Below are 16,960 nucleotides of genomic sequence, written 5' to 3'. Positions count from 1 at the left end.
CTACTTTTGGAAAAAATACGTGTTTAACTTTGTATATTTATAAAAATTATAATCCAAAAAATGGAAAAGCAAATTGTGTTTGAAATCTATAGGTTTCATTTGTTACCAATATCAACGAATCAGATATCATTATTTAGTGAGGAAATAACATATGAAGAATTAGTAAGTAAAAAGAATGCTTTTTTTGACGAAATCATTCAAGACTTACAAAATAAGCAAGAAGATTTTCCAATTGAACTTTATAGCACTGAAGATAAGAGCTATCTTTTTAGGCTAGCTAACCCTAAAACAACCAAGATTTATAGGAATTTCTCTGAGATTGAAGAGAATACAGAACCGTACATATATATAATTTTTAATACTGATCCGAATATCCAAAAAATAGCTATAAGTAGAAATACTGATGCTTTTTCCACTCCTAATGCCTCTAAAAATGTTTTACTCAAGCTTTTGAATAAATATTTATCGCCATACAAGTTAGTTATAGAATTCGAGCAGCTTTTTGAGTCAAACACTTTTTGGAATTATGCCAGAAAATACGATGGACGAATCAAATCAATAGACTTTGAAATAATTAAACCGAATTTATCTAAAATCTCTTATACAATAAAAGATACTTTGAAGCCATTAATTGAAAGTACAAATAGTCATAAAACACATTTAAAACTTGATGCTCCAAAGGAGGGGGTTTTGGAACACATAAACAAAGACAATAAATTGATTGATGGATTAGTTAGTTATTCAAGTGAGGGCGGAGGCAATATATCATTGAATATAATTGGTATGAAATCGAAAATTAAAACTGATAAAATGTCAGAAACTAAAAAAATTAATGAAATACAAATAAAAGGATCTCCCGATCAGGTTATCAAGATGTGGAAAGATATAACAGAATAATTTGAGCTACATAAAAGACATATCGCTTTTTTTGATAATAGCATTAGCTATAAATATTTTATCTCATTTCATTGGGACGGATTTTTTATTGGAATATTTAAAAGGCAATTTAACAACCGTTCAATTAGGTCTTATGGCTATAAATACAGCTACCTGCGGGCTGGTTGTTTCAAAATTACAAGAGATTAAAGATAAATATAAGAGCTTAGATATTAAACCTATTACAAAACAACTTCTACTCTCATTAAAGGAACAAATTATATTAATTATTGTCGGAGTCATTATATTGTTATTGATAAACAGTGATATTTTTAATACGCTTACATATTGTGAATATATCAAGTTTGGTTTAAATAACTTACTAATAGCGGTTTTTATAAATTCAGTCCAGGTTTTGTGGGACACCGGTAAGTCTATTTTTGTATTAACTGATATAATGGATGAAATCGGTAAAAACGAATAAAAACAAAGCAATGAATTTAGAACAACCCTTCTCTATCAAATAACAACAAGCGGCAAATTAGCCGCTTTTTTTATACCACAAAGGTCAATTGCAACAATTGTTGCAATTGACCTTTTCTTTTTTATAACAATCCGTTGATGTAAAGTTACAAAAACACGCTCTAACCTGACGTAACCTGACATAACGTGACCTATCGTGACGTAACCTGACGTATCGTGACACGCTTAATCCGGCTTATCCCAACTTTGCAATGTAATCATTAAGGATAAAAAAGAGGTGAGCGATAACTTGTACAGGCCATTACAGAACGGGAGTCAATACGATCATTTAATACCGTTGAGATTTTGCGAAGCAACTGATCTCGGTACCGGTACTACTGCCTATAGCGTTGACCAAATGGCTGCCTGGATAAAAAAACATTTCAGGCAAATGGAAAAAGTCGCTCCTCTTCTTTTGCAACCAACATTGCAACAAACCGTTGCAACGGTTCATTACTGGGCTTACAGTCACTTTCAATACAAGAGAGATAGTACAGAACAGTTATTGAAATCACCGGCCTGTGCATGGTTCTCCCGCACAAAGGGTATGGATTGCAAAAGCTTTTCAATTGTTTGCTCATCGATCTTGCTTAACCTCGGAATCAAGCACTATATCAGACGAATCAAGCAACCTGCAAGCAAATACCCTAATGATTACACACATGTATACCTGATTGTTCCTGTGGATCAAAAAACAGGCAAATTAACAAGTGGGTATTATACACTTGATGCGACAACAATAGAAAATAAAGAACCATTATTCACAGAACCTAAAGATTTATTTATGGATTTTCCACACACAGGTTTAAATGGCGTCGCACGCCCGGGTCCCGGAGGCCTCGGAATCTCTCTAGGAGATATTAAAAGTTTCAATTTCGGAAATGTATTCTCCGGAATGTCTTGCTGGGGCGGTTCAGCCTACAACGCAAGCGACGTTCAGGCAAAAGTTCCCGGAATCGTAAAGAAATACGAGAAAATTTACAACGATGTAAATATCGCCGTTGCAACAAAAGACATGGCGAAGTTGTCCCAGGCGGTTGCATATGCTATGGCATGGCCGCACGCTTGTTGGAATAAGTTGCAAAACATTTTCATGGGCAACAATTGGAATGTATGTACCGATGATAGTATCCGCATTACACAGCAAGTACACACGGATTTTAACAACAAGGTAAACACGTTACTGGCGGCCTATATCGAAAAGTACTTTATCAAAACCTTATCAGGAACCGCTAAAGTAACCGCATGTGCCTACGACGTTTACCCGGATGAGTACGCCGCTATGTTCTTTTCGGATATCGGTCCTGATGGTTGTCATACCGTTGATGTGTATACCTACATGGTAAAACCCGGAATTTCAATTGTTCCAAAATTTGAAATCACTCCGGATTTGATAGCATCAATTAATAACGGGACAGCGCCGCCGCCGGCACCAACGTTTTTGCAACAGTTGCAAAACGTTGCTGCAACCTTTGGAACAACGGCGCCACCAACCGGCAACAGTTCAACTCCGGGCGGTAATTACACGCAAGACCCGGCAGCAGGTGGCGCGCAAACACCCGGAACCGGCACGCCAAACAATGACGATAACAAAGGTATTGGTTTGCTTGGATGGACTGCAATTGGTGGAGTCGTAATCGGCGGAGCGATCTTGATTTCTAAACAAATGAAGAAAAATGGAGCAAAGTAAGTTTTTTGGTAAAGGAGGTTGGTTGGCTCGGCAGTTTAGAAGAGCATCTAGTTTTATAAGGGATACCCCGATATTAAGAGATTTTTTCGGACAAGTAGCTATGGGATTAGATTTTGCCGCAGATGGTGCAGAAGCTATGGGTTTTACAGGTCTTAAAACATCGGTAGCCAATATTGATTTAACACCTCTCGAAGAACAGCAATTAGATCAATGGATTAACAATTTCACGGCGCAACTAAAACCAAAACTGGAACAGTTTGCAAGGTATAACGATCAGTACACGAATCAACAAAAAATCGATTCGATAAACGATATGTATAGGCAGCTGGGGGCGATTCAAGCACACTTTTCCGCTCCGGTTGCTGGTTATTCAACAAACCAAATCGCAGCCCGGAAACAGTTTGTCGATGAGTTAACCAAGCAAATCAGGTTAAAGGTTGAGTTTTTAACGACGGACTTGCCATTTGCAATTTCGGTTTCAAATAAAAACGTATTCATGAGTTCAATTGATACAGGTGGAATTACATCCGGTTCACCGGTGGTTAGCGTTGTTGTACCACAAATAACAACGAGTGTAAAAACCACAACATCAAGTCCGGAACTTATTGTTCCGAACATTCCAAATACAGGAATTTATTTCAATCCCGAATCACCTGTTAAAGATGTCGCAACATCGGAACCAATTAAGGTTGATCCTTCAAACCCCGTTGCAACAAACCCAACAAATGTTGCAACGGGTGGTAAAAAAAGCAATGTTCTGTTAAAAGGATTGGGACTTGTGGCAGCTGGATACGTACTGTATAAAGTTATCGTAACGGACGAAAAACCAAAAAACAAAAAGAGCAACAAAAAATAAAAAAAAAACAACTTTTAAATCTGAATATAAAATGAGTTTAGTAAAAAACCTAAAACAAAATGCTGGTATGGCTTTGGTTGCGGGAGGAGCGGGTGTCGGTGGTGCTTTTGCTGGTCGTATGCTTGCGGATTCCATTGGCTCACCAAATGGAGGTCAGGTCACTGAAACCTTCCTGGCAAATGCTAGAAAAAGATTAAACATTACTCGCGGTGTAATGGTCGCGTTTGGTATTGCTGGTTTTGCAGCTGTCAAAGGTACTGACACTGTTTCAACAGCTATAAAATCAGCCGCGCTCGGAAATGCAATTGTAAACGGTCTTGACTTAGCTGCCGACCTATTAAAATCAGAGGCAAACGCGCTTCCGAATAATACAGCAGGAAAGGCTTTACGCGCTGGCTTAGGCCTTGGTTGTCCTTGCAACAGTGGTGGAGCCGTTGAAAATCGCTACTACCCTTCACTTGCACAGCCTATCATTGACCCGATGGAAGGAATGACAATGAGTGAAAGAATCGCCTACCGCGATGCTATGCTAGGAAGAAACAGTGGTAATCCATTATTGCAAGTGAACGAAAACGCATGGCAAACGGCTATTGCATCTTAAATCAAATATCAACTAAATAAAAATTTAAAAAATATCTCAAATGGGACAAGATAGACAGGCGGCTTTAAACCGCGCGATTGCGATCGCTCAATCAAAAGGAATTGATGTACGTACAGCAAGATTTGTAGACAAAACTGTTTACGTAAATTTTGATGCGAAAGGGTTAGGAGGTTCTTACGAACTTGTAGATTCAACTACTAAAAAAGAAAGAGGGATTACAAATCTTGACGGTAATGTGCTGAACAAAGGAAAGTATGTCATCATTGATAGTTTCCGTGCTTTGGGCGAAAATACAGCAACAGAATTTGCAGACGCTAAATGGAGAGATGAATTACACCCACGTCTTAAAAATTGTGATTTAAGCCTTGTTCAAAGAGGGGTTTTAATCGACGATATGCCTTTAACGGATGTTCAAAACTCTGGTAATTCATCTAGTAACGATGATGATTTCAGAGTCCTTGCTACCGCTCCGTGTATTGAACCGGAATTAGAATACAGAATGACGTTGAATTTTGTTAAAGGACAAGGTGTTCCGAGTTCAGTAACTTCAGCTTTAACGAGATTAGAATTCAGAATTTTCGAAGTATTCACAGCTTAGTATTGTTTTCGTATTAATTGAATTATTGGTTAATGTAAAAGCCCTGGTTACCGGGGCTTTTAAAACAAAAAAAAACTTAAGCTATGACTAAAGAAGAAGTACTATCATTTAAGGTTCCGGCAGGTCAAACCTTCGATGCTTTCAAACAGGTATTACCTGCTGGAAATTTGCTAGGGGTTGTAATTTACCACAACGATACAAACAGTAATTATATCCAAGCATCAATTAAGGACGATGCTTCTATCGAAATGAGCAAAATGCAGCACATTGACAATTACAGATCGAGAAATGCGCCTTACGAGCAAGGGATGAAGCCAATCCCAATGAACCCAATGGGAAAAACCTATACCCTTGAAATCAAACTGGCGGAAGCCCTTACAACCGATTTTATTGGACAGGTAATTTTTATCTACAAACAAAACGAGTGTTATTAATCTATGGACAAAACAGGCTACAATTATCGTCGGGTAACCCGAAACGAAAGATTCGTTCTTAAAGGTGTTACCAGTATTACAATTTCCAACTGCGGAGATTCTGATGTTGATGTTTTCGGAAGAACCTTACCGGCAATGGTTGGGGTAAATCCGGCCTGTTTTAAAATAGATGGGGACGGAAGTCAGACTGACCTTGATTTTACTATTGAATTCGATGGTGATAAAGGTGGTTTGGTGTACATCGATTACCGAGCAATCATAAACTGTTAATTAAAAATGCGACAACAAAAAGAACAGCAAATGTTAGATATAATCCACAAACTCGAAACAGACCAGTATTACGCCGTAAAGGTGGTTGATACGAATACTAATGAAGAGTTGGGAAACAATCTAACAGGACAAAAAATGATTTCAGACTTTGGAAGTGTTGAAAGCTTTTTCAAATACCTGATTTCAAAAGGTATCAATCGAATCACAGTGTATCCAAAGCGTAAAAACGGATCGACGTTCGTTTTTAAAGAGCATCCGATTATTTTTAAAATCAGCGACAGCAATGACTATCAAAGGGAATTGCAACCAGCTGCAAAGCCTTTGCAACAAACGCCTGAACCTTTGCAACAAAATGTAATTCAGATGCCTATGCCAGCAGTACAGCCAGCTTTAAACGGTCCGTTTGGACTTGGTTTTCCTGAGTATGTTGGACTGCATGTAGCAGCCAACGACAAAACTCGCCTTGAAACCGAAAACGAATTCCTTAAAAAAGAAAATGAACGGTTAAAGAATGAAAACCAAGAACTAAAGGAAGAACGCCTCAAAAAAGAGTACGACACCGCTAAAGCTACCGGTAATAAGGAACTCCTTATGGGGCTTGGGGAAATTTTAGGCCCTATCGTTGGTAAGTTTATCGGCGGTGGCGCTGCGGCTCCATCCGGCTTAAACGCTCCGGAATACAATCCACAACAGGCTGTTCTTAACGAGTCGCCGCAACTGGCTTATCTAGCCAAGCAATCGCCGGACTTTTTACAGTATATAACAGGAATCTGCCACGCGATAAACACGCTACCAGGCTTCTATGATGAATTAAATCAGTTAATCGAAAAATATCAAACCAATGACAGTAACGATACAAACACAGGCAACTAATCCAGTTGACCTAAAAGCTATAGAAAAGAAATTAACAATAATCGCCCAATTGCCGGCAGATGACCTGGACAGGCTTTATCAGATTGCAGAAAATCCAAAAGCACGAAAGGCATTAAAAGACAGATGGGCCGCGCTAAAAACAGCGGTAACTTTTATGTCTTAGTATGAAATTTAAAAAAAATACAGGGCTTAACGAACCGGTTGACGTTGAAAATGTTGTCGCATACGGCTCAACCGGGGAGGCGCCCCAAAAATTAGGCTTGGGTAATCCCGAATCACAAAGTCCGGGCGCTCGTGAAAAAGCGTTCGATAAAAGTCTTGATGTTTTGCCTTGGTTAATCAAAACCGGGGTGATTGTAAGTTTAAGTTCTCTTACGATTTACTTGATCTACCGCGCGGTTACCAACCGATTTGAAAAAAAGGCTTTTGTTAGTAGTTATCCGCCTGCCAATATTAGTGACTCTGAGGCTGAAACACGGGCAAATGCATTATTTCAGGCCATGCTTGGACCCGGTAACAACCTGGATGCTGTTGCTGATCAAATCATCGGTTTGAATTACAATGCATTCATTAAGGTTTATAACGCATTCGGTAAAAGGCAGGGTGTTATTCCTTTTTCAAAGGAAATGACACTCACAGAGTGGATTTTGGACGAATTCAACGAGACGGATTTAAGCTATTTACGTGGTCTTATGGGTGGATTTTTCAGAGGTGTAGGTACAGCTAGTCCGGTATTAACAATAAAACAATAACATCAATGCAACTAACAGACAAACAGAAAAAATATGGCTTAATCGCTATCGGTGTGATTGTTATTGGTACCGGTGCTTATTATATATACCAAAAAACAAAGTCGGCTAGTCCTGGCGCAGCAGCTTCCGATCCAACTGGAAACGGAACTGTAACCAATCCGACATTGCCGACACAGACGTTTAATCCGGCGCGAATTGCTGATGATCTATACAATGCGATGAAAAGTTCAGGCTATGCGTCGTTTTTAAATCCTAATGAGCGTGACCAGATTTTCAAAGCATTAGAATCTGTAAAAACAGAGGCTCAATTTCAACAAGTGTCTGATAAATTTGGATTGAAATCATATAATACTACCTACGGAAACCAAATTAATTTTAATCCATTTTCCTCGTTACCACTTAAACCGCTTAAGGTTTGGCTGGAAACTGAACTGGAGTATGAAGATTACTTTAGATTAAAGAAAAAATATCCTAATAAACTGTAACAATGAGTGAGAAGCAAATTTATATCGGAATTGGAGTGGCTGCTGTAGTTGTATTGGGGGGTTATTATTATGTTAGATCAAAAAAAAATCAGTCCGCACCTACAACCGATCAACCGGTTATAATTCCTACAAGTCCAACGCCAACCACGCCAACACCAACGGTTATTGATCGAAATAAGGTGTTGAAAAAAGGCGGTACCGGCGCGGAAGTTAAAGAACTGCAAAGGTTGCTAGGTGGTTTAACGGTTGATGGTTCGTTTGGGACAAACACCGAAAACAGGTTGAAAACGGTTAAAGGGGTTACTCAAATAACCTTAAATCAATACAGTGCAGCACCAAGTAATAACACCAATGTTTATCCTAATGGTACGACAGTTTATGCTGCAAAATCTGCTGGTGCAATCCTTACTACTGCTAAAGTGCGTGAAGATGGCGCTTTTTTAGATACAGGAGCGGTTTACCGAACCATACCACGTGGAGATGTAGTAGGTGTAATTGTTTCGAGAGTGCCATCCGGTAATTACTATGTGGTTCGTAGACCGTATTTAGATGTGTTTGTTTTTGTTGCGGCGACAGATGTGACTAAACTATAAAAAAGACAATGAAAGGATTTTACATTTTCACAGGGACGGCGGCAGTGTGTTTGCTAGGGTATTGGATATACAGTAAATCTAAAACACAATCAAATGCAAACGATACCGTTTCCCCAGGAGCGCAATTAGATTACAATAAAGTATTGAAATCCGGTGTACGCGGCATTGAAGTTTCTGAAGCAACAACGTTTAGGCGGTCTTGCAGTAGACGGGATATTCGGACCAAAAACCGAAGCGCGATTAAAAGCGGTAAAAGGAGTAACACAAATCACTTTAGCACAATTATAGCATGATTATTAGCGGAACAGTTTTTTTGAAAGACGACGGAAAGTCGGTGTACGATGGAACGGTAACGGTTAAGTCAACTGGCCAAACTGTTCGTACCAATTTAGATGGAACGTTTTCCGTTAATGTTCCTGATTTTGATAGTGTTTTGGTGTTTGATTTTGCAGGGCTTACGCTTCCAAAAGAATTACCTGCGCGCGATATTGTTGGTCAAGTGGTTTGGCTTCAACTCGACCCAACTGACCCAGGCGCGCAAATTCAGGTGAAAAAGGATTACAAGCTTGCATATTGGGGAGTTGGTATCGCTACTGTACTAGGAATTACCGCATTGATTTTAGTAGCAACAAAAAGCGATTCAAAACCCGAAAAAAAAGAAGTTAAACCAGCTAAAGAAGTCGAAGTATAAAAATTATGGCAAAATCATACTTAAATCAAGCCGGCTTACCTCTAGGATTGAGAAATAATAACCCGGGTAATATTGTAAAAACAAATATTGCATGGGACGGAAAAATACCGGTATCGCAAAACCCGGGAGCATTCGAACAATTTTACGAATTGAGATACGGTGTTCGTGCGCTGTTAAAACAGTTGGTTACCGATATGAGCCGTGGATTAACAACTATTTCTTTGATAATCAATAAATATTCGCCGCCCCATGAAAACAACACGGCCGGTTATATTCAAACGGTTTCTAGTGCAATGGGAATTGGAGCGAATCAGGCGATTACTACGCTTAATAAAGCTTTTTTATTAAAGCTGGCTAAAGCTATTGTATCGGTTGAAATCGGAGCTAATTATGCGAGCTATGTGACTACGCAAGATTACGAGGACGCTTTTGCGATATCGGGTTTAAACCTTGCAAATATTAAGCTTCCGGCTCCAAAAAAAAAATTGATTTAATCATTCCGATTGCTTTTGCATCGGTAGCGCTTTTTTCCATTTATAAAATTTTCAAATCCGCAAAAGAATGATAGGTGTTATTGTGCCGGAAGCTGCTTCCGATAACAACAAAGAAGATAAGGTAAATAAAGTGTATGATTGGGATATCATACAGCCGGAGTTGTACCCATCGGTTCCATTAACTTACGAATCGATTAAGGATTTACAGAACCAAATAGATAATATTTGGACACCTCGGACGCACACACTTCGTTATACGGCTAACGCAGTGTTATCTGCACAAACGCTATGGCAGACTCACATTAGAGATTCAGCACATTTTCAGAACCCGGCTTTTACCTATACAAATTTCAATCCGAATAATGTTAATGGTACATCTTTCGATTGGCGAACGTTCAATGATATCGTGCCGTTTAACTGTAAAATCAAATCGGCGCGTGTAAAATTTCAATCAGGAACAACGGCCGCGGTAGATTTTGCGGTTTACACAGCCAACCTGCCGCAAGGTAGCGCATTATACCCGACGGAACAAGGTACTAACCGTACTGTCAACGTCCGGGAAACCTTGTCCCTAACGGCTACAAATGCATTTTCGCATAAGATCATTAGTCCGACCAATATTACTGATAGCATAATTCGAGAAGGTGCATTTTTAACTGTCTTATTTAATACCGGAAATCTCGCCGTGAATCTCTATTCGTTCACGTTAATCCTTAACCTTGAAGAAATACAGTTATGATGAGATATGTTTACAATGAAGCCGGTTTTTACGTCGAGTCAGTTACCTCAGATGAAATCGTTGGAAATTCTACTTCGGTAACACCTGTGGGTATTATAAAACCTAAAATCGAGGTTCCTGGTGATCCTGACAGTAATTGGATCGATGGCCGCACACCTGATGAGATTAAGGCTTACAAAGCCTCTCAAATTTTACAAATTGATGATAAATATACCAAGTTAATTACCAAGTTATTATCCAAACATATTGAGAAGAAATTAATTGAGGGAATAGATATTCCTGAAGAAATTCTAACAGAGCGACAACGCCTGATTGATGAATGCAATTTATTGATATCGGAGATTGATTCCGATGGCAATGAGTATAAGTGAGAATAAAACCAACCAAAACCAAAACCAAAAATGCCAATAGAACAAATCACCTTATTGCTAAACTATATTCTTGGTAGTACGACTATTATTTCTATTTACATCGCGTGGAAATCGCGTAAATCAGAAGTAAAAAAAGCGGAAGCGATTGCGCTTGAAAACATGCAGACCGTTTACGATAAGTTTACAGAGCAAACCGATCGAAAATTTGAAGAAATGCAAACCTTAATCAATAAGCAATCGGAAGAAATTAAAACTTTAAAATCACAAATCGCGGACTATGAAAAACGATGCAAACACTGTCAGAAGTAGGTTAATAATTGGGGTGTGTTTTTGGATATTGGTTTTTGCCGCTTTATTCGCAATGATCAGTTGCGGAACCACACGAAAGAAAACGGAAATCACCGACTTATCAAAAATCACTGATACGACGGTTTATAAGAAAACAATCGTTCCAAAAGATTCTTCGATCGTAATACCTGGAGCAATTTTAAAAGTTTCGGTTCCAACAGCACAGATTGACAACGGCCAGCCGGTGGAAACGCAAACAGATCGCGGACGGGTAATACTCCAAAAAAAAGGCGAAAATATTGAGGCGACCTGTATGATCGATGATCTGGTTAAAGTGATTCAATTGCAAAACACTGTAATTGAGAATTACCAAAAAATATCCAGCGAGAAAACGAAAACAGAGAAAACAGAAACGGTTAAGGTGCCGTTTTGGACTTCACTTTTTTCGGATTTAGGGGTTGCTTTATTGCCTATTTGTGTTGTACAATCAATAATCATGGTATGGATAATGAGAAAAAAAACAACTACTTAGTCCCTGTTTTTTGGGGAATCACAGTAACAGGATTAATAATACTATTAACTATGACAGCAAAAAAAGCATTCGCGGCCATCGTGCCAAATCAAAAAATAAGAGGTTGTGACGCTTACGGTTGTGGTTCCTTTGGTGCATCCCGAGGCGGTCGTAAACATGAAGGTATTGACATTGTAGTAAGTCCGGGAACAAAAATTTTATCTCCAATAACAGGCAAAGTAATTCGATATCCGTTTCCTTATCCCGGAGATATTTTTTACAAAGGTATCTTAATCGAAAACGAACAGTATAGCGTTAAGATTTTTTACTTGAATCCAACCGCTATTCAGAACACAACAGTAAAACAAGGTGGTGTTATCGGAGTCGCGCAAAATATTGCGTCAAAATACAGTCCAGGCATGACAAATCATGTGCATATGGAGGTTCGTGACGCAAAAGGAAATTTACTGAATCCAACAAATATGTTTATCTAATGGGAACTGCAAAAAAAATATTGATTACCGGTGCCGTTATTCTTGGCGGACTTATGCTTGTTGGATGGAATAAGGCCAAAAACTTAACGAAAGTTTTTTCAAAAATGGACATTTTTCCGTCAGGAATAAAAGGTATTGATTTAAACTGGAAGCGTTTGTTTTTTAAACTGGACGTAACCTTTATGAACGGCTCAAATGAGGACCTATCGTTAAATGGGTATGTTGTAACCTTGAAACGGTTGGATATTTACTATAATGGTAAATATGTAGCTTCCGCCTACCCGTATTTAACATCAATCTCAATACCGGCAAATAATTCACTAATTGTACATGATATTCCAGTGGAAATACCACTAACAGCGCTGCCGAATATTTTACTACAAATCACTGATTTCAATGTTTCGTTGTTAAAGGTAAACGCAACAGTAGACGTCTTAGGTAAGGAATATTTAATAACCCAGGATTAACGAAAAGATATGAGTGCGACAACAGAATTTAACGCCTTAAATGGTAAAGAGGTTTCCCGGGTGTATTTAACCGGATTAATCAGCCGCGGACGAAAGGAAAAGAACTCCGATGTAGTTACCAGGCTAACGACTTTGTTAAAAAATAACCCGGGTATTGATCGATTTGTAATTAAAATCACAAATCAAATCAAAGAAAATCCGGCAAAGAAAAAACTAAAACCCACAACGGTTAAGCGTAAGCCGGCACCAAAACAAAAGCCTGTTGCAAAACCATTGCAAAGACCTGTTAGAAAGCCAAAAAAAACCGGTTTAAATAGCCCGGAAGTTCAAAATAGCAATCCTAATTCATTAGCATACAGATTGGCTAATAAGCCGGAAAATGTAGAGTATTACAATATAGCTGATCACGATATCTCCGAATATTTAGGCGAAATTGAAAAAAAGGAAAAGGAAAGTGTTGTGATTTCTCTTACTGGTGGACAAGGGTCAATGAAAACCCGTCATTGTTTCCAACTTATGAATGCTTTCGGGCAAAATTACAAGATCGGCCATGCTTCTATTGAGGAACACCCGGAAAGTAAATTATACCTTGACAAAGCGACACAGTATCTTAATAACCAGGCTTTGCAAAGTATTGTTGCTCCGGAAATCAAAACAATGTCCGATCTGGACAAACTTATCCGGGAGAACGATGTAATCATTATCGATTCGTTTACCAAGGTTCAAGAAATTTGCAAAGGTTTTGAAGTTGATAAGGATCTGCGTAAAAAATACAACGGCAAATTATTCATTGTCATTTTTCAGCAAACAACAGACGGGAAAATGCGAGGTGGATCCAAAAGCCAATTTGATGCGGATATAGTGTTATTTACGGAAAAGAAAGATGATTACCGGGATAACTACATATATGCCGACAAAAACAGATACCAGGACAAGCCGCTTGATGGTTTGCATTATAATATTTTTTCCGGTTCACTAATCAGAAAACCGGAACCAAATCGAAAACTATCGTTTAACGTAAATTAAAACAACCATGAAGAAAAAAGCAAAGACAGCCCCAAAAAAGAAAACAGTAACAGTTAAAGGTGTCGCTGGAAAGAAAAAAGCAGCTGCGAAAAAGAAAAAATCAACCGGATTAAACGGACCAGCATCGTCCACGAAAACCGTAAAGGTTTCGAAAGCTGCCGGAACCCGAGCGGATGGAACTTTGAAAAAAGGACATCGATACGTTAAAGGTGGTGGTGTTGTTAAAGTGACTAAAAAATAAAACCTCGGAATTCCGAGGTTTTTTATATTTAACAATTGTATAACTGGACTAACCAATTATACCCCATCGTAATCTAATTTGAATGCGTTCGTTTTCATGATTTTTTTTTTAAAGAGTTAGAGGCTAATTTTTATCAAAAATACAATTTTTTTTAATGCTTTGTTTCTTCTTTCCATTTTTTAACAAGCTTTTGGTAATTAGCCCAGCTTTTAGGACTTTCTTCTTGTCGATATGATATATAGTCTTGTAAAAGAATATAGTATCGGCCAAAAAGACTTCCAAAAAGCCTTTGGACTATTTCGTTATCTAAATCTCCGGCTAAAACCATTGCGGAAATGCTTTCAAAATAATTCAAAGTAAGAACCAGAGATTTTCTATATTTTATATTTTTTTCTTTATTTAAAAATTTTTCAAATTTTTTTATTCTTCCTTTGGAAAGGTTTTTTGTTTGTAAACTCACTAGCAGCTTTCTTACATCCTCGTTGATATCCATCATCATTGGTCTTCTAAAATCAGAGCATATATCATAAGTATGTTTCGCTAAATTTTGCTTATTACTTTTTTGTTGTGTTTTTATTTGATTTTCTAAATTGTGGAGATGATACAAAAGAGTGCATAATGCCAAAATTGTTAAAGATATTTTTGAGGTATAATCAAAAGAATCTTTATAACTCCATCCTAATACAAATTTAAAGGTTATAGCTAGAATGATTACAAAAAAAATAAAAACGACAGTTATAAGCCATACTAAGCGAATAGAATACCTTCTGTTAAAAAAATTTTCCATATTTAAAAATCTCCATTTGCGGGTAAATGTATTAAACTTAATTATAAATAATTTACGTATTAATACGTATTTTTTCACCTGTCAAGAGGCTTGTTTTTTTTAGAAAAGCTGCAATGCAAATCTATTAAATGGGATTTATTGAGTATGCAATTTTAAAGCCTTAAAACCGTCTTTGCAGTAAGTGATTTTAGGTATCTTCAGGCAAAGGGTTCTTAGTAAGCCACTCATTGGCTTTTATTAGCGCAGTGGAATAGTCATCAGGTAAAACAGCATCAATGTCGCGTAAGTACTTTTCAAGGGCCAGCATTGTAGAGTGACCGGTTATCAGCATTAGCTTGCTTTTTGCTTCAAAAGGAGTGCTTTCGCGGACAAATTCATAATACAGCTTAGTTATATATGTGTGTCTCCAACTGTATAGGCCGTATTCTTCTCCTAAATCAAATTTTTCCTTTACTTTTTTAAATCGTTTTCCGAAATAATTACGACGATTTGTTTCCGCTGTATCCCAGTCTAACCCAAAACCTTCAGGGGTGAAAAAATAGTTTGAAGGATTTAGGTTTTTTAAGTCGGGCAACTCCTTAAGCAGGATATCGGGAATAATCTTAGTTTTTACCGGTTGGTTCTTTGCCTTAAAGCGCATCTTTTTACCGATCACATCGATATCCATTACACGTAGTCTTGAGGCTTCAACTGGTCGTAAAAAATTATAGCTGATAAACTTTATGAATAGATCAAGAATTTTGTCATTGTGAAACAAATAATTTAATATTTCTCTTTCTTGGGTTGGGGTATAGGTCCTGTTTTTTTTAGGTGGTGCCGAAAGTACCTTTATATCGGCTACAAAATTAGAATCTGCATATTCATCCTCTTTCAATAGTCCAAAAAAAGCAGACAAAACAGCTCGATGGTTGTTGCGATTTTTTGGGCTTGTTCGGGAAAGGACGTCGTTAAGGTAGTCGACTACAGTTCTTTTTCTGATTTTTGAAATACAAACTTCGTTATGATTATGTTCGATTAGCCACTTTTCAAATTGGTTTATACGCCCTTTGTAATCAGGGTAGGTGTTTTCACTAAGAGTGCTTTCCCAAATTTTTAAAGCATACTTAATAGCTTCAGAAATAGTAAATGTTTTCGCGCCTTCCTCTAATGTTGTTTTTGAAGCGGTAATGTTAAGTTTTTTCAATATAGATTCTACATCTATGTTTGCGTCATAAGGGTTAAAATCTGCCTCCAGTAATGCCGACATAGCTTCTTGTACTGTTTTGGCAGCTTTCTTTCTGTCTCTAAAATTGTCCCAGCTGTTTATGTTTAAATAAATTGGCGCTTGCCGCACTAAATTCCCGTTAGGTTTCGGTCTATAGCTATAATACACGTACCAGCGAACTTTTAGGCTTCCGCCGCCGTCAAAAATCTTAGGGTTTGAATATCTTTTTTTCAAATCGTATTCATTTTTGTATTCATTTTTACAAATAGCATGTAAAAGTGCGGTGATTTTAGACATAAAAAAAGCGGTTTTAAATTTCTTTAAAACCGCATACTTTTGTAGTCCGTAGGGGAATCGAACCCCTGTTACCAGGATGAAAACCTGGCGTCCTAACCCCTAGACGAACGGACCGCAATCTCAATAAAAACAGTATTAACGACTTAATACTTTTCGTAGCGAAGACGGGAGTTGAACCCGTGACCTCAGGGTTATGAATCCTGCGCTCTAACCAACTGAGCTACCTCGCCATTTTGGTTTGTGTTACATCCTTGAATGCGGGTGCAAATATAAGACTAAATTTGAACCTTCCAAACATATTTTGAAAAAAAATATTTTTTTTGAATTTCTTTTTTTTTGTATGTATTATTCTATATATTTCCGGAAAATTTTAATATATGGAAGGTAAAATAAAATATGAATTGGAGTTCCCGATAATGTCTTCTCCTCAATTATTGTATCAATATATTTCAACACCTTCCGGTTTATCAGAGTGGTTTGCAGACAATGTGAATTCAAGAGGCGAATTTTTTACATTTATTTGGGACGATTCTGAAGAAAAAGCACGATTGGCTTCTAAAAAGTCAGGCGAAAAAGTAAAGTTTCGCTGGGTGGACGATAATGATAAAGACAGTGAATACTATTTTGAATTGCGAATACTGGAAGATGAAATTACCAAAGATGTTTCGTTAATGGTTGTGGATTTTGCCGAACAAGGCGATTTGCACGAAGCCAAACTGTTATGGGAAAATCAGATTTCCGATCTGAAACATGTGATCGGTTCCGCGTAGTTTTTAAGATATATAAAGTATATTTGCCCT

General features: G+C 37.7%; 27 protein-coding genes and 2 tRNA genes. 25 read left to right on the top strand and 4 right to left on the bottom strand.

Annotated elements, in window-relative coordinates; all coding sequences use genetic code 11:
• Positions 1–60 precede the first annotated feature (60 nt).
• From ABFU83_RS11370 to ABFU83_RS11255, 24 genes are all read left to right on the top strand, one after another.
• The gene (locus ABFU83_RS11370; protein ID WP_347066045.1) at positions 61–897 is read left to right on the top strand and encodes a hypothetical protein; all 837 of its coding nucleotides are present in this window, start codon (positions 61–63) and stop codon (positions 895–897) included.
• Between the two features lie 31 nt (positions 898–928).
• Positions 929–1,360 carry a hypothetical protein gene (locus ABFU83_RS11365; protein WP_347066043.1) on the top strand — a complete coding sequence of 144 codons (432 nt, stop codon included), beginning with the start codon at positions 929–931 and terminating at the stop codon, positions 1,358–1,360.
• 396 nt (positions 1,361–1,756) lie between these two features.
• Positions 1,757–3,088 (top strand): hypothetical protein, encoded by a 1,332-nt coding sequence (locus tag ABFU83_RS11360; RefSeq protein WP_347066041.1) that lies wholly within the window; start codon positions 1,757–1,759, stop codon positions 3,086–3,088.
• A complete protein-coding gene (locus tag ABFU83_RS11355; protein WP_347066039.1) occupies positions 3,075–3,944 on the top strand; it encodes a hypothetical protein in 870 nt (289 codons plus the stop codon). Before ABFU83_RS11360 ends, ABFU83_RS11355 begins: the two co-directional genes overlap by 14 nt.
• 31 nt (positions 3,945–3,975) lie before the next feature.
• Entirely contained in the window at positions 3,976–4,545 is a 570-nt protein-coding gene (locus ABFU83_RS11350) for a hypothetical protein (protein ID WP_347066037.1), read from the top strand.
• A gap of 40 nt (positions 4,546–4,585) precedes the next feature.
• A complete protein-coding gene (locus ABFU83_RS11345; protein WP_347066036.1) occupies positions 4,586–5,143 on the top strand; it encodes a hypothetical protein in 558 nt (185 codons plus the stop codon).
• A gap of 83 nt (positions 5,144–5,226) precedes the next feature.
• A complete protein-coding gene (locus ABFU83_RS11340; RefSeq protein WP_347066035.1) occupies positions 5,227–5,577 on the top strand; it encodes a hypothetical protein in 351 nt (116 codons plus the stop codon).
• A 3-nt stretch (positions 5,578–5,580) separates the two neighbouring features.
• Complete coding sequence (locus ABFU83_RS11335; RefSeq protein ID WP_347066033.1) at positions 5,581–5,847, top strand: hypothetical protein; 267 nt, start codon at positions 5,581–5,583, stop codon at positions 5,845–5,847.
• 6 nt (positions 5,848–5,853) lie between these two features.
• Positions 5,854–6,720, top strand: a complete 867-nt coding sequence (locus ABFU83_RS11330; protein ID WP_347066032.1) for a hypothetical protein — start codon at positions 5,854–5,856, stop codon at positions 6,718–6,720.
• Positions 6,689–6,883: a hypothetical protein gene (locus ABFU83_RS11325; RefSeq protein WP_347066030.1), complete on the top strand. Its 195-nt coding sequence runs from the start codon at positions 6,689–6,691 to the stop codon at positions 6,881–6,883. Before ABFU83_RS11330 ends, ABFU83_RS11325 begins: the two co-directional genes overlap by 32 nt.
• Before the next feature lies 1 nt (position 6,884).
• Positions 6,885–7,472 carry a hypothetical protein gene (locus ABFU83_RS11320; protein ID WP_347066028.1) on the top strand — a complete coding sequence of 196 codons (588 nt, stop codon included), beginning with the start codon at positions 6,885–6,887 and terminating at the stop codon, positions 7,470–7,472.
• A gap of 5 nt (positions 7,473–7,477) precedes the next feature.
• Positions 7,478–7,957, top strand: a complete 480-nt coding sequence (locus tag ABFU83_RS11315; protein WP_347066026.1) for a hypothetical protein — start codon at positions 7,478–7,480, stop codon at positions 7,955–7,957.
• 2 nt (positions 7,958–7,959) lie between these two features.
• Entirely contained in the window at positions 7,960–8,550 is a 591-nt protein-coding gene (locus tag ABFU83_RS11310) for a hypothetical protein (protein ID WP_347066024.1), read from the top strand.
• Positions 8,551–8,715: 165 nt separating this feature from the next.
• A complete protein-coding gene (locus ABFU83_RS11305) occupies positions 8,716–8,838 on the top strand; it encodes a hypothetical protein (protein WP_347066022.1) in 123 nt (40 codons plus the stop codon).
• A 1-nt stretch (position 8,839) separates the two neighbouring features.
• Entirely contained in the window at positions 8,840–9,241 is a 402-nt protein-coding gene (locus ABFU83_RS11300) for a hypothetical protein (RefSeq protein ID WP_347066020.1), read from the top strand.
• A 5-nt stretch (positions 9,242–9,246) separates the two neighbouring features.
• Complete coding sequence (locus tag ABFU83_RS11295) at positions 9,247–9,735, top strand: hypothetical protein (RefSeq protein WP_347066019.1); 489 nt, start codon at positions 9,247–9,249, stop codon at positions 9,733–9,735.
• Between the two features lie 67 nt (positions 9,736–9,802).
• Positions 9,803–10,474 (top strand): hypothetical protein, encoded by a 672-nt coding sequence (locus ABFU83_RS11290; protein WP_347066018.1) that lies wholly within the window; start codon positions 9,803–9,805, stop codon positions 10,472–10,474.
• Complete coding sequence (locus ABFU83_RS11285) at positions 10,474–10,845, top strand: hypothetical protein (protein WP_347066016.1); 372 nt, start codon at positions 10,474–10,476, stop codon at positions 10,843–10,845. The genes ABFU83_RS11290 and ABFU83_RS11285 overlap by 1 nt, the downstream gene beginning before the upstream one ends.
• Before the next feature lie 30 nt (positions 10,846–10,875).
• Entirely contained in the window at positions 10,876–11,154 is a 279-nt protein-coding gene (locus tag ABFU83_RS11280; protein ID WP_347066014.1) for a hypothetical protein, read from the top strand.
• A complete protein-coding gene (locus ABFU83_RS11275) occupies positions 11,123–11,665 on the top strand; it encodes a hypothetical protein (protein WP_347066013.1) in 543 nt (180 codons plus the stop codon). The genes ABFU83_RS11280 and ABFU83_RS11275 overlap by 32 nt, the downstream gene beginning before the upstream one ends.
• Entirely contained in the window at positions 11,635–12,138 is a 504-nt protein-coding gene (locus ABFU83_RS11270) for a M23 family metallopeptidase (RefSeq protein ID WP_347066012.1), read from the top strand. Before ABFU83_RS11275 ends, ABFU83_RS11270 begins: the two co-directional genes overlap by 31 nt.
• Positions 12,138–12,605 carry a hypothetical protein gene (locus ABFU83_RS11265; RefSeq protein ID WP_347066010.1) on the top strand — a complete coding sequence of 156 codons (468 nt, stop codon included), beginning with the start codon at positions 12,138–12,140 and terminating at the stop codon, positions 12,603–12,605. The genes ABFU83_RS11270 and ABFU83_RS11265 overlap by 1 nt, the downstream gene beginning before the upstream one ends.
• A 9-nt stretch (positions 12,606–12,614) precedes the next feature.
• Positions 12,615–13,631, top strand: a complete 1,017-nt coding sequence (locus tag ABFU83_RS11260; RefSeq protein WP_347066008.1) for a hypothetical protein — start codon at positions 12,615–12,617, stop codon at positions 13,629–13,631.
• Between the two features lie 7 nt (positions 13,632–13,638).
• Positions 13,639–13,872, top strand: coding sequence for a hypothetical protein (locus ABFU83_RS11255; protein ID WP_347066007.1), 234 nt, complete (start codon positions 13,639–13,641; stop codon positions 13,870–13,872).
• Positions 13,873–14,023: 151 nt separating this feature from the next.
• Here the strand turns inward: ABFU83_RS11255 and ABFU83_RS11250 are convergent, their stop codons facing one another.
• From ABFU83_RS11250 to ABFU83_RS11235, 4 genes are all read right to left on the bottom strand, one after another.
• On the bottom strand, positions 14,024–14,737 hold the full coding sequence (locus tag ABFU83_RS11250; RefSeq protein ID WP_347066005.1) for a DUF4760 domain-containing protein: 714 nt from the start codon (positions 14,735–14,737) through the stop codon (positions 14,024–14,026).
• A 109-nt stretch (positions 14,738–14,846) separates the two neighbouring features.
• Positions 14,847–16,160: a site-specific integrase gene (locus ABFU83_RS11245; RefSeq protein ID WP_347066003.1), complete on the bottom strand. Its 1,314-nt coding sequence runs from the start codon at positions 16,158–16,160 to the stop codon at positions 14,847–14,849.
• 42 nt (positions 16,161–16,202) lie between these two features.
• Positions 16,203–16,274: transfer RNA gene (locus ABFU83_RS11240), tRNA-Glu, on the bottom strand.
• Between the two features lie 42 nt (positions 16,275–16,316).
• Positions 16,317–16,390 (bottom strand) — tRNA-Met (locus ABFU83_RS11235).
• Between the two features lie 147 nt (positions 16,391–16,537).
• On the opposite strand from ABFU83_RS11235, the gene ABFU83_RS11230 reads away from it, so the two are divergent.
• Positions 16,538–16,930: an START-like domain-containing protein gene (locus ABFU83_RS11230; protein ID WP_256551290.1), complete on the top strand. Its 393-nt coding sequence runs from the start codon at positions 16,538–16,540 to the stop codon at positions 16,928–16,930.
• The last annotated feature ends 30 nt before the right edge of the window (positions 16,931–16,960 follow it).

Origin of the sequence: Flavobacterium sp. WV_118_3 (assembly GCF_039778605.1) — a bacterium.
Classification (GTDB): domain Bacteria; phylum Bacteroidota; class Bacteroidia; order Flavobacteriales; family Flavobacteriaceae; genus Flavobacterium.
The sequence above is the reverse complement of the archived record's forward strand: the minus strand, read 5'-3'. Positions and strand labels throughout refer to the sequence as shown.